The organism is Kribbella hippodromi, from assembly GCF_039531045.1.
Classification (GTDB): domain Bacteria; phylum Actinomycetota; class Actinomycetes; order Propionibacteriales; family Kribbellaceae; genus Kribbella; species Kribbella hippodromi.
The window spans coordinates 214,765-236,018 of the sequence record NZ_BAAAPH010000010.1 but is presented as its reverse complement, the minus strand read 5'-3'; the positions used below and the strand labels follow the sequence as shown (position 1 = coordinate 236,018).

At 67.5% G+C, this 21,254-nt stretch carries 17 protein-coding genes; 9 read left to right on the top strand and 8 right to left on the bottom strand.

What is annotated here, in order from left to right; all coding sequences use genetic code 11:
- Positions 1-2: 2 nt before the first annotated feature.
- Positions 3-362 carry a VOC family protein gene (locus ABD260_RS17830; RefSeq protein ID WP_344234699.1) on the bottom strand — a complete coding sequence of 120 codons (360 nt, stop codon included), beginning with the start codon at positions 360-362 and terminating at the stop codon, positions 3-5.
- Positions 363-403: 41 nt separating this feature from the next.
- Positions 404-1,603 carry an ROK family transcriptional regulator gene (locus ABD260_RS17825; protein WP_344234698.1) on the bottom strand — a complete coding sequence of 400 codons (1,200 nt, stop codon included), beginning with the start codon at positions 1,601-1,603 and terminating at the stop codon, positions 404-406.
- 131 nt (positions 1,604-1,734) lie between these two features.
- Between ABD260_RS17825 and ABD260_RS17820 the strand changes: the two genes are divergently transcribed.
- The 6 genes from ABD260_RS17820 (at position 1,735) to ABD260_RS17795 (ending at position 8,475) form a co-directional block, all read left to right on the top strand.
- Complete coding sequence (locus ABD260_RS17820) at positions 1,735-2,673, top strand: ROK family protein (RefSeq protein WP_344234697.1); 939 nt, start codon at positions 1,735-1,737, stop codon at positions 2,671-2,673.
- 88 nt (positions 2,674-2,761) lie between these two features.
- Complete coding sequence (locus tag ABD260_RS17815) at positions 2,762-4,480, top strand: ABC transporter substrate-binding protein (protein WP_344234696.1); 1,719 nt, start codon at positions 2,762-2,764, stop codon at positions 4,478-4,480.
- Between the two features lie 50 nt (positions 4,481-4,530).
- Positions 4,531-5,529 (top strand): ABC transporter permease, encoded by a 999-nt coding sequence (locus ABD260_RS17810; RefSeq protein WP_344234695.1) that lies wholly within the window; start codon positions 4,531-4,533, stop codon positions 5,527-5,529.
- Between the two features lie 3 nt (positions 5,530-5,532).
- Positions 5,533-6,468, top strand: a complete 936-nt coding sequence (locus ABD260_RS17805) for an ABC transporter permease (RefSeq protein ID WP_344234694.1) — start codon at positions 5,533-5,535, stop codon at positions 6,466-6,468.
- A complete protein-coding gene (locus tag ABD260_RS17800; protein WP_344234693.1) occupies positions 6,446-7,426 on the top strand; it encodes an ABC transporter ATP-binding protein in 981 nt (326 codons plus the stop codon). Before ABD260_RS17805 ends, ABD260_RS17800 begins: the two co-directional genes overlap by 23 nt.
- A complete protein-coding gene (locus tag ABD260_RS17795) occupies positions 7,423-8,475 on the top strand; it encodes an ABC transporter ATP-binding protein (protein ID WP_344234692.1) in 1,053 nt (350 codons plus the stop codon). The genes ABD260_RS17800 and ABD260_RS17795 overlap by 4 nt, the downstream gene beginning before the upstream one ends.
- On the opposite strand, the gene ABD260_RS17790 is transcribed toward ABD260_RS17795, so the two are convergent.
- Positions 8,472-12,092 (bottom strand): GH116 family glycosyl hydrolase, encoded by a 3,621-nt coding sequence (locus tag ABD260_RS17790; RefSeq protein ID WP_344234691.1) that lies wholly within the window; start codon positions 12,090-12,092, stop codon positions 8,472-8,474. The genes ABD260_RS17795 and ABD260_RS17790 overlap by 4 nt on opposite strands.
- Positions 12,040-12,222 carry a hypothetical protein gene (locus ABD260_RS17785; RefSeq protein ID WP_344234690.1) on the bottom strand — a complete coding sequence of 61 codons (183 nt, stop codon included), beginning with the start codon at positions 12,220-12,222 and terminating at the stop codon, positions 12,040-12,042. The genes ABD260_RS17790 and ABD260_RS17785 overlap by 53 nt, the downstream gene beginning before the upstream one ends.
- A 68-nt stretch (positions 12,223-12,290) precedes the next feature.
- Here ABD260_RS17785 and ABD260_RS17780 point away from each other — a divergent pair, with 68 nt between their 5' ends.
- Both ABD260_RS17780 and ABD260_RS17775 read left to right on the top strand, forming a co-directional pair.
- Complete coding sequence (locus ABD260_RS17780) at positions 12,291-14,279, top strand: heparinase II/III domain-containing protein (RefSeq protein WP_344234689.1); 1,989 nt, start codon at positions 12,291-12,293, stop codon at positions 14,277-14,279.
- A gap of 37 nt (positions 14,280-14,316) precedes the next feature.
- Entirely contained in the window at positions 14,317-15,144 is an 828-nt protein-coding gene (locus ABD260_RS17775; protein WP_344234688.1) for a GRP family sugar transporter, read from the top strand.
- A gap of 1 nt (position 15,145) precedes the next feature.
- Here ABD260_RS17775 and ABD260_RS17770 read toward each other — a convergent pair whose 3' ends face one another.
- Positions 15,146-16,510 carry an NAD(P)/FAD-dependent oxidoreductase gene (locus ABD260_RS17770; RefSeq protein ID WP_344234687.1) on the bottom strand — a complete coding sequence of 455 codons (1,365 nt, stop codon included), beginning with the start codon at positions 16,508-16,510 and terminating at the stop codon, positions 15,146-15,148.
- Positions 16,511-16,540: 30 nt separating this feature from the next.
- Complete coding sequence (locus ABD260_RS17765) at positions 16,541-17,428, bottom strand: LysR family transcriptional regulator (RefSeq protein WP_344234686.1); 888 nt, start codon at positions 17,426-17,428, stop codon at positions 16,541-16,543.
- Positions 17,429-17,611: 183 nt separating this feature from the next.
- On the opposite strand from ABD260_RS17765, the gene ABD260_RS17760 reads away from it, so the two are divergent.
- A complete protein-coding gene (locus tag ABD260_RS17760; RefSeq protein ID WP_344234685.1) occupies positions 17,612-18,634 on the top strand; it encodes an EamA family transporter in 1,023 nt (340 codons plus the stop codon).
- A 665-nt stretch (positions 18,635-19,299) separates the two neighbouring features.
- Here ABD260_RS17760 and ABD260_RS17755 read toward each other — a convergent pair.
- Positions 19,300-20,100: an NADPH-dependent F420 reductase gene (locus ABD260_RS17755; protein ID WP_344234684.1), complete on the bottom strand. Its 801-nt coding sequence runs from the start codon at positions 20,098-20,100 to the stop codon at positions 19,300-19,302.
- Entirely contained in the window at positions 20,097-21,137 is a 1,041-nt protein-coding gene (locus tag ABD260_RS17750) for an LLM class flavin-dependent oxidoreductase (RefSeq protein WP_344234683.1), read from the bottom strand. The genes ABD260_RS17755 and ABD260_RS17750 overlap by 4 nt, the downstream gene beginning before the upstream one ends.
- Between the last annotated feature and the right edge of the window lie 117 nt (positions 21,138-21,254).

Sequence of the window (21,254 nt, the reverse complement as noted above, 5' to 3'; positions counted from 1 at the left end):
GATCAGGCAGAGCACAGGCAGAACGGGTGACCGGCCGGGTCCAGGAAGACGCGGAAGGTCGTACCCGGCTGGTGCTCGGCTTTGACGGCACCGATCTTCAGGACCTCGAGCTCGGCCTCGTCCAGGTTCGGGACCATCACGTCGAGATGCAGTTGCTGCGGCACGTCCTGAGTCGGCCAAGTCGGCGCCTTGTAGTTCTCGACCGTCTGGAACGAGATGCAGTTGCTGTTGTCCTCCGGACGGATCTCGCACCAGCCTTCGCGGGACTCGACCCGCCAGCCCAGGATCTCGCCGTAGAACTCCGCCAGCCGCTTGGCGTCCGGACAGTCGTACACGAAATTGGGGTACATCGCGATAGTCATGTCCGACACCGTACTGACGAATGCGGACGAATCGCGTCCGGTTATGACCCTGAGTTCCCGGCGCGTCCGACCAGGTTCAGCCAGGCCCGGTCGAGCCCCGCCGAGATGCACCCGGACACCACCGTCTCGGCACCCAGGTCGGTCACCCTCACCTCAGGCATGACCGGCGACAACCGGCTCAGCTGGTGGACGACCGCTTCCAGGAACCCCGGCGCCTGCCCGATACCGCCCCCGAGGACGACCAGCTCCGGGTCCACGACCGCGATCACCGAGCAGATCGCCTTCGCCACCAGCAGCGCCTCCTCGGTCACCACCGCGGCCGCGACCGCGTCCCCCCGGGCCGCCGCAGCGAACACCTTCTCAGCCGAAGAAGCTCCGGGTACGCCGGCCCGGCGCGCCGCGCGAACAACCGCCGCCGCCGAGGCCGATGCGTCGAAACTGCCCCGCCGCCGCGCGTCCCGGGCATCACTACCACTGCCCTCGGTGAACGGCAGATAGCTGATCTCACCCGCCACACCGTGGAAGCCGTGCCGCAGCTTCCCGTCCAGGACGAGCCCCATACCGATACCGGTCCCGACCGAGACAAACGCGAAGCTCTCCACATCACGCCCGTGACCGTGCACCCGCTCGGCAAGCGCAGCCGCGTCGATATCGTTCTCGATCATCAGCCCCGGACCGAACCGTTCGCGCAGGCCGGCCAGTACCGCCGGCGAGTCCCAGCCGGACAGCCGCCCGGTCAAGGTCAGTCGGTCGACGCGCGGGTCGTACACCCCTGGGCTTCCGAGCACGGTCTGCGTCACCTCTTCGGCGGAGATCCCGGCCTCGGCCAGTAGTTTCACCGCGAGCTCGGCCAGCCCGTTGACCCGGGTCATCGCGTCCACGGCCTTGGTGCGTACGCTCGCGCGGCTGCGCACTGTTCCGGCGAGGTCGGCGATCGCGCCACGCAAGTACTCCCGGCCGACGTCCAGCCCCAGGACGAAACCGGCTTCCGGGCGCACGTCGTACACGACGGCGGCCGGTCCCGGAACGCCGGTGCGCTGGCCGATCACATGCACTAGCCCGGACCGCTCCAGCGAACCGAGCGCGGCGGACACGGTCGGCTTCGACAGGCCGGACAGCCGGGCCAGCTCGGTCCGCGCCATCGGCCCCGATCGCCGAAGGTGATCGAGCAGTACCTGTTCGTTGATCTCCCGGATCAACTGCGGGCGCGCAGCCGACGCTCCCCCGGCGACAACCGTCACTTCCGACCCCCTCGCTGCTAACAACTCGGCGACAACTCTGGCAACAAGTTCTGATCATCCCTTGTGGAGCCGTGATTGTTAAGTTAGTTTCCAATCGATTCTATTGGATCGGCGCGAGGAGGTGCCACCCCGTGGTTTCCGCACCGGTCGTCCTCGGGCTCGACTTCGGTGGCACCAAGATCGCCATCGCCGTCGCCGAGCTGTCCGGCCACCGGCTGGGCACGACGACCATCGAGAGCCGCGACGGCGGAGACGCCGCCGAGGCACTGGCCCGCGGCCTGACCGCGGCGCACGACCTGCTCGCCGAAGTCGCACCCGGGCAGGCCCTGGCCGGCGTCGGCGCGGCCACCCTGGGCATTCCGTACGACGACCGGGTCGAACTCGCTCCGACCTTCCCGGGCTGGGGCGAGCTTCCGTTCGGACGACTGATCCGGGACGCGTTCCCGGGCGTACCCGTCCGGCTGGCCACCGATGTGAAGGCAGCGGCGGCCGCGGAACTGCGCTGGGGTGAACTCACCGGCTGCGACCCGGGCCTGTACGTCAACCTGGGCACCGGTCTCGCCATCGCGATCGTTGCCGGAGGCACCGTTATCACCGGCGCCAACGGCGCGTCCGGCGAGATCGGCTACAACCTGCGCACGGCCGCCGACGTCTGGACCGAGTCGGCCGGCCGCACGATCCTGGAACACGTCGTCAGCGGTCAGGCGCTCGAGACCACCGGCACCGCCCGGCTCGGGCGACCGGTCACGGCCGCCGACGTCTTCACGATGGCGCGCACCGAACCCGATGCCGCCGTCCTCACCGAGCAGTTCAGCCGCGAGCTGGCGCTGCACCTGGCCAACCTGACCATCGCCCTCGATCCGGCCCGGATCGTCGTCGGTGGCGGCCTGGTCCGGTCCTGGGACCAGCTCGAAACCGGCCTGCGCCGCGCCCTCGACGCGGCTGTCCCGTTCCCGCCGGACCTGGCCGTGGCCCGGTTCCCGGCGGACGCCCCGCTGATCGGGGCGCTCGCGCTCGGCGTCGAGGCCGCCGGAGCGGTGCTCGGCGCGCACGCCTTCGGACACCTGTAGGACCCAGTCAGGACCCAGTTAGGACCCAGCAGGACTCGGCAGCACCCAGAAGGATCCAGCACTACCCTGGAGTGAAAGGCAGAAGACGATGAGGGGCAGCATCACACGCATCGCCGTCGCCGCGATGGCGGTCGGCGCACTGGCCGCTGGATGTGGCGGTGGCGACAAGCCGATCGGGGGCGCGACCTCGGCCGGCAACCCGTCGTCCTCGGCCTCCACCGGCGGCGGTTCCGGGCAGTACAAGAAGGGTGGCTCGGTCACCATCGCGAACGTCGGTGGGCAGACCTGGCCGTGTCAGTTCAACCCGTTCAACCCGGCGGTCAACCAGGAAGCACTCGGCTTCGTGTACGAGCCGCTGACCTTCGTGAATGTGCTGAAGGCCGGCGAAACCACGCCGATGCTGGCGACCGCGTTCACCTGGTCGCCGAAGAAGGACTCGATCGTCTTCACCATCCGCGACGGCGTGAAGTGGAGCGACGGCCAGGCCTTCACCGCGGACGACGTCGTCTACACGTTCACCCGGATGAAGGAAGAGCCCGCGCTCGACCTGTACTCGCTGTGGACCGGCGCCGGCCTGACCAGCGTGACGGCCGCGGGGAACAAGGTGACCTTCAAGTTCAAGGCGCCGGCCGAGCCGTACTTCTTCAACTTCGCCAACCAGGTCGGCATCATTCCCAAGCACATCTGGTCGGCCGGCGAGGCAGCTTCGAAGCCGGCGACCTGGGCCGATCCGAAGCCGGTCGGCACCGGTCCGTACACGGTCGAGTCCTGCAGCAGCAACAACATCTCATACGTTGCCAACGGCACCTACTGGCAGCCGGGCAAACCGTACCTGCAGAAGGTCCAGTACCCGGCGTACCTGGACAACAACCCGGCCAACCTCGACCTGGCCAGCGGCAAGGCGCAGTGGGGCGGCCAGTACATCCCGAACATCGACAACTTCTACAAGTCGAAGTCGCCGGAGAACAACTACTGGTTCCCGCCGACCGCGAACGTGGCGATCGTGCCGAACAACGATCCGTCCCGCAAGGTCACCAGCAACCTCGCGATCCGGCAGGCGATCGCGTACGCGCTGGACCGGGAGCAGATCTCCAAGATCGGTGAGAGTGGCTACCAGCCGGCCGCGAACCAGACCGGGGTGGTCACACCGACCTTCAACAAGTACTTCGACCAGGGCGCGCTGACGGCCGCGGGGTACGACAAGCCGAACCAGGACAAGGCCAAACAGCTCCTGCAAAGCGCCGGGTACTCGTCCTCGAACCCGTTGAAGCTCAACATCATCACGGTCACCGGCTACACCGACTGGGATGCGTCGCTGGCCGTCGTGAAGCAGCAGCTCGCCAAGGTGGGCATCGAGCTGACGATCCAGGACCTGCAGCAGCAGTCGTACAACCAAAAGCTGTTCAACGGCGACTACGATCTCGCGTACTCGAGCCAGTCCGGCGGACCGACGCCGTACTACGAGCTGCGGCAGCTGCTGTACTCGAAGAACACCGCCCCGATCGGCAAGGCCGCGAGCACGAACTACTCGCGGTACAGCAACCCCGCGGTGGACAAGCTGTTCGACCAGTACGCCGGCGCTGACCCGGATACGCAGGTCAAGCTGATCAAGCAGATCTCCTCGTACATGATCAAGGACGTACCGGTGATCCCGACCACCGAATCGGTCGACTGGTACCAGTACAACACCAAGGACCTGGGCGGCTGGCCGACGCAGGACAACCCGTACGCGCAGCCCGCGCCGTACAACATCCCCGATGTCGGGCAGGTGCTGACCAACCTGTACTCGAAGTCTGCCCAAAAGTAACGACACAGAAGTAAGGAAATGGTGAGCGTGAGCACGAGGAGGTGGTGAGAGTGCGATACCTGATAAGACGCCTCGGGTTCTTCGTGCTCACGCTGTGGGCGGCGATGACACTGAACTTCTTCATCCCGCGAATGATGCCTGGCAGCCCCGAGGAGGCCCTGCGGGAACGGTTCAGCAAGGGCGGTTCAGTGGTGACGCCCGAGCAGTTGCGGACCGTACTGGCCGAGTTCGGTTTCGACCCGGGCAAGGGCCTGCTGCTGCAGTACCTGGAGTACTTGAAGGCGATGGTCAGCGGGCATTGGGGTGTGTCGATCGGCAGCAGCCTCGGCGTACCGGTGACCACCTTGATCGGCGATGCACTGCCATGGACGCTCGGACTGGTCGGTATCGCGACCATCCTCGCGTTCGCGATCGGCACCCTGATCGGTACGGTGTCCGGCTGGCGGCGCGGAGGGCTGATCGACGGGATCGTGCCGCCGGTTTTCATCGTCACCTCGGCGCTGCCGTACTTCTGGGTCGCGCTGCTGCTCATCTCGTTGTTTGCGATCGGCAACAATCCGGTGCTGCCGAACGACTTCAACTACGACCAGGGCCTGACCCCGGCGTTCAGCGGCGAGTTCATCTGGAGCGTGATCAAGCACGGCATCCTGCCGGCCAGTACGATCCTGATCACCGCGGTCGGCGGCTGGATTCTGACCATGCGGAACAACATGATCACCACGCTGGCCGAGGACTACGTCCGGATGGCCCGCGCGAAGGGCATCCCGAACCGGAAGATCATGTTCGGGTACGCCGGCCGGAACGCCTTCCTGCCGAACCTGTCCGGCTTCGCGATGTCGCTCGGTTTCGTCATCTCCGGGACGATCCTGGTCGAGTACGTGTTCAACTACCCCGGCCTCGGCTACATGTTCTACAACGCCACCGTCAGTACGGACTATCCGTTGCTGCAGGCACTCTTCCTGCTGGTCACATTGGCGGTACTGATCTGCGTACTGCTCTGTGACTTCGCGGTGTTCCTGCTCGATCCACGCGCTCGGACGAAGGGGTAATCGATGACTGCGATTGTCGCAGGCGCTGCCGCCGCTCCGCCGACTGCCAGCCGCCGTCCGCGCGGTGGCTTGATCCGGGCCGTGCTCCGCAACCGCAAGGCCATGCTGGGGGCGGGCTTGCTGTTGCTGTTCATCCTGCTCGCCGCGTTCCCCGGGCTGTTCGTCCCGGGCGCGCACCACGATCCCCAGGCGATCGGCGACCTGCCGCTGCAGCACCCGTCCGGAAGTCACTGGCTCGGTACGACGGGCCTCGGCCAGGACGTGTACGCGCAACTGATCTACAGCACCCGTGAGTCCTTGGTGATCGCCGTCGTCGCGGGCCTTGGCGCGACCATCCTGTCGGTGATCATCGGCGTCTCCGCCGCGTACCTGGGTGGGTTCGCGGACGACGGGCTGTCGATGCTCACGGACATCTTCCTGGTGCTGCCGACCTTCCCGCTGATCATCGTGCTGGCCACGTACGCGGGCAAGGGCAATCTGACCGTGATCATCATCGTGCTGATCCTGACCGGCTGGTCGTACGGCGCTCGGCAGATGCGGGCGCAGGCCCTGTCCCTGCGGAACCGCGATTTCCTCGAGTCGGCGCGGGTGCGCGGCGAGCGGCGCTCGTACATCATCGTGGTCGAAGTACTGCCGACGATGATCTCGCTGATCGTGGCCAACTTCCTCGGCGCGGCGCTGTACTCCGTACTGACCGCCGCCGGGCTGCAGTTCCTCGGCCTCGGCGATCCCAACTCGCTGAGCTGGGGCACGATGCTCTACTGGGCGCAGAACCAGGGCGCCCTGGTGAACGGGCTGCCCGCGTGGGCGCTCTCCCCCGGTCTGGCGGTGGCGCTGCTCGGGGTGTCCTTCGCCCTGCTCAACTACGCGTTCGACGAGATCAGCAATCCCGCACTGCGGCCGGTTCGGAGGCGACGTGCACGATCAGCCACTTCTTGAGGTCAGGGACCTTTCGGTCGAGTACGACACCGGGTCGAATCCCGTGGTCGCGGTCGATCGCGTCGATCTCGATGTCCACGCCGGTGAGTTCGTCGGCGTGGTCGGCGAATCCGGCTGCGGGAAGTCGACGCTGCTCTTCGCGATCGCGCACCTGCTCAGCTCGCCCGCGGCGATCAGCGGCGGCAGCGTGACGTTCCAGGGGCAAAACCTGGTCACGATGAGCGAGAAGAAGCTCGCGGCGCTGCGCTGGCGGGACTTCTCGGTCGTGATGCAGAGCGCGATGAACGCGCTCAACCCGGTGAAGAGCATCGGCGCCCAGTTCAAGGACACGATCATGGCGCACGACGAGCCGGTCGCCGACGACCGGCCGGCCGAGGTGCTGCGCCTGGTCGGGATCGACCCGATCCACCTGGACAGCTACCCGCACCAGCTCAGCGGCGGGATGCGGCAGCGGGCGATGATCGCGATGGCGCTGCTGTTCACGCCGGACCTGATCATCATGGACGAGCCGACGTCGGCGCTGGACGTGGTCGCGCAGCGGTCGCTGATGGTGCAGATCAAGGAGCTGCAGCGCCGGCTCGGGTTCGCGGTCATCTTCGTCACCCATGACATGTCGCTGGTCAGCCACTTCTCGGACAAGCTGGTGGTGATGTACGCGGGCCAGGTGGTCGAGTTCGGCGATACACGCGCGGTGTTCGATCATCCTGAACACCCGTACAGCGCGGGGTTGCTGGACGCGTTCCCGTCGATCCGCGGGCCGAAGGTGCCGCTGACCGGCATCCCGGGCGCGCCGCCTGACCTGGCCAACCCACCGAGCGGCTGCCGCTTCCAGCCACGCTGCCCGAAGGCCTTCGAGGACTGCCCGAAGATCGCGCCGGACCTGTATCAGGTCGGCCCGGTCCAGGCTCGCTGCCTCCTGCATGCCCCATCGATCTCAGCTTCGGAGGAGGCGTCATGACCACCTCAGACGTTGAGCTGGTGGGTGCTACCGAGTCGGCCGCAGCGCCGGTTATCGAGGCTCGGGAGTTGACTCGGCACTTCCGCGTCGGGCGGGGGTTCTCGCGGCAGTTGCTGCATGCGGTCGACGACGTGAACTTCACCATCGGCCGGCAGGAGATCGTCGCGCTCGCCGGTGAGAGCGGCAGCGGTAAGAGTACGATCGCGCGGTTGCTCGCGGGCGTGTACAAACCGACCAGCGGCGAGATCTACTACCAGGGCCGGGCGATGTCGACGTTCCGGTCCCGGAAGGACCAGCTGGCGTACCGCGGTGACGTACCGATGGTCTTCCAGGACCCGTTCAGCTCGCTCAACCCTGCCTTCCGGGTGTCGCATGGCATCCTGCGCAGCCTGAAACTGCACCGGCCGGAGCTTTCGCGGCAACAACGGTACGAGGAGGCGGAGCGGGTCGTCGAGGCAGTCGGACTGACCCCGGCCGGCGACATCATGCAGCGCTACCCGTACGAGCTGAGTGGTGGCCAACGGCAACGGATCGGGTTCGCCCAGGCGCTCGCGCACAAGCCGAAGCTGATCCTCGCCGACGAACCGGTGTCGATGCTGGACGTGTCGATCCGGATCGGTCTGCTCAACCTGATGGCCGAGCTGCGGCGTACGGAAGGCGTCTCGTTCCTGTACATCACGCATGACATCGCGAGCGCGCGGTACGTGGCCGATCGGTTGATGATCATGTACGCCGGGCACGTGGTCGAGAAGGGCCCGACCGAGTCCGTACTGCAGAATCCCAAGCACCCGTACACGGATCTCCTGCTCGGTGCGGTGCCGGATCCGCGGGCGCCACTCAGTACCGGAATCGAAGGTGACACCGGGGAACCGCCGAAGGTGATCGATCCGACGCCCGGTTGCCGGTTCCGGTGGCGATGCCCGCTGGCGATCGATCGCTGTCACGAGGAGACGCCGCAGCTTCGGGTGCTCGGGACGAACCACGAGGCTGCCTGCCATGTGGCCGAACCAGACCGGGCGGGATCTGGTTCGGCCACGGTTCCGGATTAGCTCACGGTGACACTGAGCTGGGTCGTCGGGGTGAGGATGACGGACCGGCTCAGCGTCACGACTGCGCGGTTGCCGGTGGCAACTACACGGGCAGGTACCCGGTTGTGGCCGACGCGCACTTCGACGGTCTTGGCCGGCTTGGTGGTTTCGACGGCGAGCGTGGTCAGCTGGAGCCGGCCGTAGCGGACCTCGACCGAGGCTGTCAGCGACCGTGAGTTGCGGCGCTGCTTGTAGAGGCCCCAGCCCTCGGCGGCGGTGAACGCGCTGCGGAAGTCCTCCGGGTGGATGCGCGGCGCGAACCCGAGGTGACCCTTCGGGCCGTGGTACTCGTAACCGCACGCCGCCAGGTACACGCCGAAGCCCATCATCGCCCGGGCGTAGTGATCACTGGCCTCGATCTCGTTGTACGGGTTGCGTTTCGTGGCCGAGTAGCGGTCGTACATCGCGCGGGTGACCGCGAGTCCTTCCTCGGTCAAGCCCTCCGAGAACAGGTGCGCCGCGAACTGGTACTCCTGGCCGGTCCACACCTCGTTGAAGTACATCAGCCCGCGGGTTTCGTCCGACCCGCCGTGCGGCCAGGTCGCCATGATCACGCCCGACTCACCTTCGGTCGTGTACACCCGGCCGACACCGATCCCGGGCGGGCGGTACGTCTGCGGGTCGGCGCGGAAGTTCGACTCGTACAGCTTCGTCAGGGCTGTCCGCGATTGCTTCGCGTCGAACACCCGCGGCAGGCCTAGCTGCGCGGCGTACGTCTGCCCGTACAGCTGGTCGATGAACAATCCGCGGTTGCTGTTCTCCGTGTTCGGATGCGCCGGGTCGAGCTTGTGGACGAAGTAGCCGTACTCCTCGTTCCACAAGTGCTCGGCGAGGTACGCGGACCCTCGGTCGGCGATCGTGCTGTACCGCTTGGCGCTCGCCGCGTCACCCACATCCGTCGCCATTGCCGCGGCGGCGCGAAGGGCAGCGACGTACAGGCCGCTGATCCACGGGACCTCGCCGAACCATTCGGTGTCGAGGGTGTTCCACTGGCTGCCGCGGATGATGCCGTCCTCGTCGGCGCCGTCCCGGTGCGTGACCAGGAACTCCACCGCGGTGCGTACCCGTGGCCAGACGCGCTTCAGGAAGGTGTCGTCCTTGCTCATCTGGTGCTCGCGGTAGATGCGCAGGATCGTGCCACTCTGCCCGTCGGCGAACGAACTCGACGCGTCGCCCGCTTCGCCGCGGTTGCCGATCTCTCCGGTCGGCCGGAACGCGATGCCGAGGTCGACGCGTTCGCGGGTGTCGCGTTCCAGTTCGGGGAACAGGCGGCCGATCGCCTGCGCGTAGTTCCAGACGTGCTCGCAGGTGCCGGCGCAGCAGTACGTTCCTTCCCACGCGTAGAAGCGGCCGTTGTCCCAGCGGTAGCAGGTGCTGGTGGCGATTGTCGACGCTGTCGCCAAGGTGCGCTCGAGGAACCAGTGCGGGAGGGACGAGTCTTCGTACCAGGTCTGCACCCAGGTCTTGGTGTCGCGCTGCAGCCGGTCGACGTTCTTGCCGACGTACGTGACGACGTCGCGCGCTGAGGCGAAGCGGGTCGCGTAGTGGCGGCGGAAGGTCGATGCACCGACCAGCTCGGAGAAGAGGTCGCGCTCCGGGTTCGGGAAGAACCAGCCGTAGGCGAAGCGGATCGTCCGGGACTCCCCCGGCGCCAGCGTGACGTTGACCGCGACCGTCCCCACCTGCGGGTCGGCGCCCTCGACCGGAGCCGACGGCGAGTCGAAGAGCGCCTTGGTTGTCGACCAGTCTGCAATCGACGGGCGCGAAACGGCTCCGGGTGTCAGTGCCGCCAGCGCGAACGTCCCGCCATCCGGGCGCTCCGCCACCGGCTGCCGCCTGATCGGGCGATCGCTGAAGATGATCCGGTCGACGTTGACGTGGCCCCAGCCGCCGGTGTTGTTGTCGACAATCTGAATGTGTGCAGTCTTGCCCGCGTACGGCCCGACATCCATCGACACCGCGTTCAGCGGCTCGATGTCGGTGCCGGCCGTACTGGCCACCACCTTGCCGTCGACGACGACGTTCAGGCACGTCTCGCCGTTGTGGTGCCCGCCGCCGACCCAAGCGGTCACGAACCGGCGCTCGATCACGAAGTCCCGGCTGGTCAGCGACCCGGTGTACCGGTCCGGATCACCGGTGCCGCGGAAGTTGTACGAGGTGACGAACCGTCCGCTCACGTTCAGGTCGGTCCGCACCCCGAACGCCCGGCGGAACCCGTCCGGCGTCTCGGCGGCGGTCACCGGCCCGGACCCGAACGCCTCGCCCGTCACCGTCCAGCCGTCGTAGTCCGTCCGCTCCCAGTTCTCGAACAGGATGTCCGCCCGGTCGGTGAAGACGATCTGGTCACAGCTCAGGTGACCCCAAGCGCCGGTGTGATTGTCAACAATCTCAAGGTGGGCAACCTGACCCTTGTACGCGTCCAGGTCCAGCAGTTGCGCGACCAGCGGCTCGCTCTCGTCACCGGTCGCGGACGCCACCACCTTCCCGCCGACCACGACGTTCGCGCAGGTCTGGCCCGGGTGCCGGCCACCGCTCAGCCCGATCGCCACGTACCGGCGTTCGATCGTGAACTCGCGGCTGGTCAGCTTCCCGGTCGCTCCGTCCCACGTGCCGCCGCGGTAGTCGTACGAGGTGATGAACCGGGTCCCCGACACGTTCAGATCGCCGAATCGCTTCATCAGGTTCGGCACGTCCAGCGGCCGGACCGGACCGGCGCCGAACGCCGTACCCTCGACCGTCCAGCCCTCGAAGGTGTCCTTCTCCCAGTCCTCGAACAGGATGTCGTTCTGCTCGGCGCGCAGATCATCGGCCGCCCCGAACTGGATGCCACCTTTGAAGCTCTCCGAGTGCAGCGTGGTCGGCTGCCGGTCGCGACTCTCGATGCACACCGGGTTCTCCACGTACCCGAGCAACGTCGCATGCACCGCCGACTGCGAAGTGTTCTTCAGCGTGTACGACATGATCGTCGTCGGCACCGTCGAGTCCAGCGTCGCCAACGGTACGAACGGCGAAAATGCCTCCAACTGCACCGACACCGGACTCGCACTGTCCGCGTACGAAACCCGGCCGATCGGGTACGACCCGGTGAACCGCACGTCGCGGAAACCGGCCGCGTCGACCGTACGCGTCGTGGTCCGGCCGCGCGCGGTGGTCCGCAGCGCGAACCCCTGACCGAACCGCCCCGCGCCCGGCTGATCCGCCGACAACGGGTTCGCGTAGTTGCGCCCCGAGAAGTCGGCGCCGCCGAGCGGGAACGACGTCGGGTTGAAGACGTCCCACGCCCAGAGCCGCCCGTCACCGGCCAGGTACACCTGCCCGGTGGTGCCGCCGCCGACCGGCATCCCGATCCGCGCCAGCGCGGCGCCGGTGTACGAGGTCGGCCGGCCGCGGTCGAACAGCACCCGGGAGTCGACCTGGGGCGGCGCGGCCAGCGCGGACAGGGCCTGGCCGGGCAGCCCCAGCGCGCCGACCGCGCCGACGCCGAGCGCGATGAAGGTACGGCGGCTGAGGTGCGCGCGCGGGCAGTCACCGGCGCAGGAACGGTTCGCGCAGCCGGGCGGCAGATCGCTGGCGGTCATTCGGTTCTCCTTCACGCGGGCGGACGCGGTGCTCTTCGGCAAGCTGTCGTGTTCCAGCTGTGCTGTTCGACAGCTTCCAGAATGAGAAATCGATTTCCGACACCGTAATCAGCCGCACCGAGAAGGTCAATGCCGGATGCAACCTTCGATGTACCCGGCGTCGTTTATGGTGTGGGGGTTCCGGCGGGGGGTGAGGGCGTGGAGTCGCAGCAGCGAAGACGGTTCGGCAGGACCGTCGCGCTGACGCTTGCCTGCGTACTGGTCTGCGCGGTCGCCTTCGCCGGCGCCGTCTTCGTGCTGATGCCAGGCGCGCGCGACCGCAGTACGCCGAGCGCCGCGACCGGATCGCCGACCCCGAGCAAACCCACCCCGACGAGCACCACCGAACCGACCCTCCCCGGATCGACCGACGAACCGCTCCCAGGCGTCGACACCCCAGCCACGGCCGCCCCCTCGACGCCGGTCGCGGTCACCGGTACGTACGAGTGCCCCGGCTTCAGCGGCATCGAGTCGAAGGTCCCGTTGCCGATGCTGATGAACGACACGTTCGCGTGGGGCGACGACCCGCCGTACAAGGTCGGCACCGGGAACGGCGACATCAACTGGCGTTCGGACCCGTACAAGAAACCGAGCTGGTACATGTGGCTGCACTCGCTGCGCTGGCTGGGCAAGGGCATTCAGGCCGGCCAGAACGGCGACCGCAAAGCACTCCGGCACGTCCTCGCGATCATCCGCGACTGGGTCCAGGACAACCCGTACAGCTGGAAGGGCGATGTCGGCGCCTGGGAAGCCACGATGCACCGCACCAACGTGCTGCTGTGTACGCGGCAGGCCGTGCTGACCGGCCTGCACGTGAAGACGCTGCCGGCGCAGTACGCGTGGCTGGACAAAGCGCTGATCGACCACGCGCAGTTCATGATCGCGAACTTCAGCGGCCTGTCGAACCACGGCACCGACGAGAGCATCGCGCTGTTCGGCGTCGGCTGCACGTTGAAGCGCCCGGACCTGAAGAAGCTCGCCGTCGACCGGCTGACGCAGGCGATCACCACCGCGATCGACCCGCAAGGATCGACCAACGAGCAGTCCGTCGGGTACGCGATGTTCAACTACACACTCTGGGGCCGCGCGACCACCGCACTGCAGCGCTGCGGTTCGGATCCGGGGCCGGTGATCTCCCAGCGGCGGCAGGCGCTGGCCGAGTGGCTGGCGCTCGCCACCAAGTCGACGGGCTACCTGCAACAGGTCGGTGATGCCGTACGGCAGAAGGCGGTCGGCGCCGCCGGCACATCACTCGACTATGCCGCATCGTCCGGGAAGAAGGGCGCCAAGCCGCCGAAGCGCGCCGCCGTGTTCGACGCCGGGTACGTGTTCGGGCGGACCGGCTGGGGCGAGACGCGACCGTTCGCGGACGAGTCCACGTACAGCATCCGGTACGGTCCGGCGCGCCAGCTGCACGGGCACGACGACCACATGTCGCTCACGTACTCCTCGCACGGCCGCGACATCCTGATCGATCCGGGTCACTCCGGCTACCAGCTGGACAAGTGGCAGGCCTGGTCGAAGAGTCAGGCCGCGCACAACGTGATGACGATCCCGTCTGCGCAGACGGCCTCGGTCGAGACCCGGCTGCTACGGGCAGCGATCGCGCCGGCCTGGGAGTCGTACTCGCTGAGCGACTCCCCCGCGCCGGACGTGACCCGCAAACGCGACGTGCTGGTACTGAAGGACCCCGACCTGGTCATCACCCTGGATCGCGGGCAGTCGGCGAGCGACCAGCGGTACGAGACGCTGTGGCATCTCGCACCGGAGCAGAAGGTCACGATCCAGTCCCCCACCACAGCTGTTGCGACGAAGCCGGGTGACAAATCGAAGACGTACCTGCTGCAGATCCCGTACCAGCAGCAGCCGCCGGCCGATGGCATCACTGTGGTCCAAGGTCAGCAGGATCCGGTGCAGGGCTGGTACTACCCGGACATCTTCCACCGGCAGGCCGCGCCCGTGGTCAAGTTCAATCGCAACGGCAGTACGGCGACCATCCTGTCCGCGATCGTCCCGGCCAACTCGACCGAGACGGTGTCGTACACGACGCGTACGGCCGGCTCGATGTACTTCGTCGACCTGACCGTCGGCACCCGCAAGACCACCATCCGGATCGCCGACGACGGCAGACTCACCCGGATCAAGTAGAGGGTTTGCCGGACCGCCCGTCGGTTACTGGTGGCGCGTGGGTATCGGACTCGCGTTGGCCTCCGCGTTGTGCTTCGGCCTGTCGGATTTCGCCGCCGGGCTCGCCGCCCGCCGCGTACACAGCACCGTCGTCGTGCTGGTCGGACAGCTGTTCGGGGTCACACTCGTCACGATCATCGCGCTCTTCGTCGCCGCGCCCCACATCACGCCGGCCGCGCTCGGCTGGGGCGCACTGTCCGGTATCGGGACCGGGCTCGGCGCCGCATTCCTGTTCGAGGCGATGAAGACCGGGCGGTTCAGTCTGGTCGTACCGCTCAGTGATGTCGCCGGGGTCGCGATCCCGGTCGTGATCGGGGTCGCGCTGCTGCACGACAAGCTCAGCTGGTGGTCGTGGGCCGGTTTCGCGATCGCGGGCCCGGCGATCTGGCTGATGACGAGCGGACGCGGACCACGGACCGGTACGACCGCGGGAGCCGGTTGGGCGCTGCTGTCCGGCGCCGCGTTCGCCTTGCAGTACGTGGCTTTGGCTCATGCCGACGCAGCCGCTGGTTTGTGGCCGCTCGCACTCAATCGGCTGGTCGCGATCCTCACGGTCGCGCCGATCGCCGTACGCCGAGAGCGCCTCCGCATGCGGCGCAGCACCGCCGCGCTCGCGATCGCGTCCGGTGTGCTCGGGACCTCCGCGATCAGTGCCTTCATGCTTGCGAGCCGAGAACAGGCGCTCTCGGTGGCGGTCGTCCTGACGTCGCTCTATCCGGCTGTCACCGTCATCCTCGGCATCGCTGTGTTGCACGAACGCCTCAACCGGCGGCAGCTCATCGGCCTGGCATGCGCGACCGCCACCGTCGTACTGGTCTCGCTGTGAGCTACTCCGGTTGCTTTACCTTGAGCGCCGCGGCTCTGGCTGCCGTCTTGGCTGCGGCTTTGGCTTCGGCTGCGAATGCGTCGCGGGGGCTTTGCACCGATGCCAGCGACACGATGTCCCGGCCGTAGCAGAACGACGCGAGCCAGATCGCCAGTACGCGCACCTTCCGGTCCCAGGTCGGCACCGCGAGCACGTGGTAACCCCGATGCATCAGCCAAGCCGGCAGACCTTTGATCACGATCCGCCGGTACTGGAAGATGCCGGTGCCGAGGCCGAGCGTGGCGATCGCGCCGAGACTGTGATGGACGTACGGTTTCGGCTCGTGTCCGCGCAACGATCGCAGCAGGTTCTTCGCGAGCAGTTTCCCTTGGCGTACGGCGTTCTGCGCGTTCGGCACCGTGTACGCATCGGGGCGCGACGCGGCCAGGTCCGGTACCGCCGCGTCGTCACCGGCCGCCCACGCGTCCGGAACGATCTCGGTCTGCGTACCGATCCGCAGATCAGCCCGTACCTGCACCAGCCCGCGCGCGTTGTGCGGAAGATCGGTGTGGTTCCGCAGCAACCGGGTCGCGGCGTTGCCCGCGGTCCACACGATCAGCTCGGAGTCGAATTCGGTGCCGTCCGACAAGACCACATGCCCGTCGTCGGCCGAGGTCATCGTGCAGTTCAGATGTACGGACGCACCGCGGCGTTCGAGCATCCGTACGACCCACTCGCCCGGCTTGTCGCTGACCTCCGGCAGAATCCGCCCACTCGCCTCGACCAGGTGGAACGCGAGGTCGCTCTCGGACAGCTCCGGGTACTTCTTCAGCAATGCCCGCGCCATCGACAGCAGCTCCGCGAACCCCTCGACCCCGGAGAACCCACCGCCGACGAACGTGACCGTCAGCAGCTTCCGCCGCAGCGGTCCCGGCTCCAGCCCGGCTGCCTCGTCGAACGCCGTGAACATCCGGTCCCGGATCGCGACCGCTTCCTCGACGTGCTTCATCCCGATCGCGCGATCCGCGACACCTGGTACATCGAACGTCCGTGTCACCGCGCCGGCGGTCACCGCGATCACGTCGTACGCCATCGTGAAATCAGCGCCTTGCGCCGGCCGGATGGTCACCGCCTTGTCCGCATGCGAGATGCCGACGACCATGCCGGCGACGATCTTGGTCCGGCGCAGATTGCGCCGCAGCGACACCGCCGCGTGCCGCGCCTCGACCGACCCGGCGACCACCTCGGGCAGGAACGGCTGGTACGTCATGTACGGGCGCGGGTCTACGATCACCACCTCGGCCTCGCCGCGCCGCAGCTTCTTCTCCAAGCGCCACGCGGTGTAGAAGCCGGCGTACCCGCCGCCCACCACCAAGATCCTGCGCATCCGCAGCCCTCCTCTTTGTGCCTGCTCAGACTAGTGGGTTCGCTGGCGTAACAGGCTGAGTAGTAACGCGAGTGGCGGCCAGTTCGCGTGGCCGCGGCGGGTGAGGGTGTACGCGCGCATGCGCGGCTCGGGCGTGTGCAGGCGGCGGAGCGAAATGCCCGTGGTTTTCGGGTAGGTGGCGGGCAGCAGGGCGACGCCCAGGCCGGCGATGATCATGTCGCTGACCAGTTGGAGGCTGTCGGCGCGCTGCGTGATGTGCGGTTCGAATCCGGCGAGGGCGGCGATCGTACGCACGACCTGCTCGTCGGCGGTGTTGCGGGAGTTGACGATCCAATCGGTGTTGGCGAACGCGCTTAGTACGTCGGCCGACGTACCGGGGGTGCGGCGGGAGCGGGACGGTACGGCGAGGCTCCAGCTCGACTGCCAGAGCTGTGTTATTTCAAGCGAGGCGTCGATCGGCGCGGGCGCGAGGTTGTAGTCGTACCCGATCGCGAGGTCGACCTGATCGCGTTCGAGCATGGCGCGGGCGTCGGGCGGTTCCTGCTCCTGGATCTCCAGGCGTACGGCGGGATGCTCGACCGCCAGCCGATGCACGACCGGCAGCAGACTGTCCCGGATCGCGGTATGAAACGCGGCGACCCGGACCGTACCGGCCGGCGTCGCGGACGGATCGAGATCGGCCCGGGCCGCCTCGTGCGCGGCGAGAATGTGCACCGCATGCCCCGCGAGCCGGCGCCCCGCCGGAGTCAACCGAACCCGCCGCCCAGCCGGCTCGACCAGCGGCGTACCAACCTCCTTAGCAAGCGCAGCAATCTGCTGCGAAACAGTCGAAGTGGTGACGTTGAGTGCTTCCGCGACCGCATGCATAGAACCCAGCCGAGAAAGCGCAACCAACAACTCAAGCCGCCGCACATCCATCGCCCCTCCTCTCCGCACCGAACCGTTCTTTCCTCCCCCGCGCCGACACCGACCCCTTCCTTTCTTCCCCCGCGCCGCACCCAGCTCTTCTTTCCTTCCTTCCCTTGATTGTTTATTGATCATGAACGGTCTGTCCAGGAATCCCACGTGGACGCGAACGGATTCGGCGGCTTCACTGGGGACATGCGCACAGGTGGAAGCCGGACCGGCGTCGCGTTCGCGGTCCTCTCGATGACCATGGTCCAGCTCGGCCTGGCCGCCTCGGTCGGGCTGTTCGACCGGGTCGGTCCGGAAGGCGCGGCCTGGCTTCGGCTGGCATGTGCCGGGTTGATCGTGCTGGTGCTGTTCCGGCCGCGGCCGAGTTCGTTCTCGCGGAACTCGTTCCTGGTCGCGATCGGTCTCGGGGTCGCGACCGCGGGGGTGACGTTGCTGTTCATGGCCGCAGTGGCGCGGTTACCGCTCGGGACGGCGAGCGCGCTGGAGTTCCTTGGTCCGCTTGGGGTCGCGGTCGTACGTAGCCGGGGGCGATTGATCTGGCCTGCGTTGGCGTTCGTCGGCGTGCTGCTCCTGACGCAACCGTGGCGTGGATCGGTCGACGGCATCGGCGTGCTCTTCGCCTTGAGCGCAGCGGCGTGCTGGGCGGCGTACATCATCCTCACCCAGCACCTCGGCAGCAACGTCACCGGCATGCAGGGCATGGGCGTCTCCCTCCCCGTCGCCGCCCTCGTCGCCACCGCGATCGCCGGCCCGAGCACGATCCCCGTAATGACCTGGCAACTGGTCTTGACCGGCTTCGGCTTGGCGTTACTCCTGCCGGTAATCCCCTTCAGCCTCGAATACCTCGCCCTACGCCGCCTCGACACCGGCGTCTTCGGCACCCTCATGAGCCTGGAACCAGCCCTCGCCCTACTCATCGGCTGGATCTTCCTCACCCAATCCCCCACCCTCCTCCAATCCATCGGCATCGCCGCAGTAGTAACCGCCGGCATCGGCGCCGAACGAACCACCCCCACCCACCCAACCAACCCGACCGCCCCACCCACACCAACCAATCCAACCGAGCCAAGCGACCCGCACAACACCTCCGAGGCAGACGCCCCACACCAGGCAGGCATCCCGCGCAAGGCGTGCGTACCGGACGTCCCGCGCAAGACGCCCGAGGCAGACGCCCCACACAAGCCGGGCGCCGTCGTCTCCGAGCACTGACCCGGCCCGGTGTCGGCCCCCAACCACACCCCCGCCCAGCGGGCTTGCCCCCTCCTGTGGAGGGTTGCCCCCTCCTGTGGAGGGTTGCCCCCTCAAATTCCGAGGGGGCAACCCACTATTTCAGGGGGCAACCTCTGTCGAGGGGATCATTGTGCGGAGGATCGTCGCGTCTTCGTTGGCGCCGAGCGGCTGCGCAGCCGACCGAGCCGAGCCGACCACCCCGGTCACACGATCGCCCGCGAGCCCTAACCACACCCACCCAACCAGCACCCGGCCACACCCCGCACGCACCGCCCACCCCACCGGACCCGCACTCATCCCGCCCGCACATCCCACCGGACTGGCACTCGCTCGCACGCACCGCCCCATCCGACCAGCACCCGCACCCACCAGCAGCCGCCCCGCCTTCACCCCATCGCTACCCGTCCAGCACCCGCCCCACCGGACCTGCACTCACCCCGCAGACACCTGCCACCAAACGAGCACCCGCCCCGCGTACACCCCATCCCACCCCGGCAACACCCGCCCCCGCATACACCCCGTCCCACCCCGCCCGCGTACATCCCATCCGGCCCCGCCGGCGCCGGCCCTGGCTTGCCTGGCGGGTGCTTGCCCCCTCGGGTGGAGGGTTGGCCCCTGAAAATTTGAGGGGGCAACCCACTATTTCAGGGGGCAACCTCTGTTGAGGGGATCATTGTGCGGAGGGTGAGCGCGTTTTCGTTGGCGCCGAAGGGGGGCGTGCCTGGTTGGAGGTGCTTGCCGGCGGCGAGGGGTCCGATGGGGACTGGGTCGAAACCGAGTGCGTCAACGAGCTCGGCGGTGCGGGTGGCGGCTGGTTCTGGGCCGGCGATGGCGATGGCTTTGCGGTTGGGCGTACCGGCGGGGCTCGCGCCGGCTTCCAGGTCGTGGTAGCCCATGTGATTGAACGCCTTCACCACCTGCGCGCCGACCAGGAACTCCTGCACGAGCTCCGACGACGACGTCCGCGGATCGGTCAGGTCGTCGCGGATACCGTCGACCTCCCACCAGTAGTTCATCGCGTCGATCACGAGCTTTCCGCGCAGAGCATCCGCGGGAATCGTCCGGTACTTCCCCAGCGGCAGCGCGAGAATCACCACCTCGGCCTCCGCGACCACCTCGCTCGCGGTACTGGCGACAGCTCCCGGCGCGATCACCTCGACGATCAACTCGATCTTCGAAACCGCACCGGAACCCGCGATCAGCACCCGGTACCCAGCCGCCACCGCAAGCCGCGCCAGCACCGTACCGACCTTCCCCGCCCCCAAGATCCCAACCACCGGCCCACGCCCCACGCCAGCACCCCTCGGACCGCCCTCGCCCGCACCCTCCACACCTTCCAGGTCGGCACCTTCCGCGCCCGCGCTCTCCGCACCTTCCACGTACACGCCCATCGCGCCTTGCGCGTTCGCGCCCGTCGCGTCCGGGTCGCCCAGGGAATTCGTCACTGTGGGTTCTCGGTGAGGAGGTCGCGGACTAGTGGGATGACCTTGGTGCCGTACAGTTCGACTGCCTTCAGGCGGGCGCTCGTCGGTAGCGGGCCGCCTGAGTAGATCAGGTCGAAGCGCGCAACATCGAGCGTCTTGATCGCCCCGGCGATCCGGCGCGCGACGGTCTCCGGCGAGCCGACGTACATCGAGCCATGCAGCACCTCCGACTCGAACTCGTCGCGCTTCAGCGGCGGCCACCCGCGGAGCGCGCCGATCCGGTCGCGCATCACCTTGTACGGCTCGTAGTAGATCTCCTTCGCCAGCTCATCCGTTTCCGCGACGAACCCGGGCGAGTGCATGCCGACCGGATGCGCGACGGTCCCGAGCTGCGCCGCCGCCCGCTTGTACAGGTCGACGTACGGAACGAACCGCTCCGGTGATCCGCCGATGATCGCGAGCATCAAGGGCAGTCCGTAGTACGCCGTCCGCACAACGGACTGTGGCGACCCGCCGACGCCGACCCAGGTCGCCAGCCGGCCGGACTCGGTTTTCGGGTAGACGTCCGCGTTGTCGAGCGCGGGGCGTACGGTGCCGTTCCAGCTGACCGGCTTTTCGTCGAGGAGTTGCGTGAAGAGCTGCAGTTTCTCCTCGAAAAGTACGTCGTAGTCGGCGAGGTCGTACCCGAAGAGGGGGAACGATTCGGTGAACGATCCGCGACCGAGAATCACCTCGGCACGCCCGTTCGAGAGCGCGTCGACGGTCGAGAACCGCTGGAACACGCGCACCGGATCGTCCGAACTGAGCACGGTCACCCCGGAACCGAGCTTGATCCGCGAGGTCCGCGTCGCGATCCCCGCGAGCACCGTCTCCGGGGTGGAAATCGAGAACTCCGGCCGATGATGCTCACCAAGCGCGATCGCGTCCACGCCAACCTGATCAGCCAGCACAGCCTCGTCCACCACTTGCCGAATCGCCGCCGCGGCCGTCACCAGCTCCCCGGCATCATCCACCGGAATGTCTCCGAAGGTGTCCAGCCCAAATGCCACGTCGGTCATCCAGCCCACTCCTGTCCGCTCACGTCCAATTCAGTTGAATCGTAAACAACAAGAGCCTTGCACATCATTCCCGGCGCCGCCGTCCCCAAGCCCATGGCCGTGCTCGCCGAGCTGCGC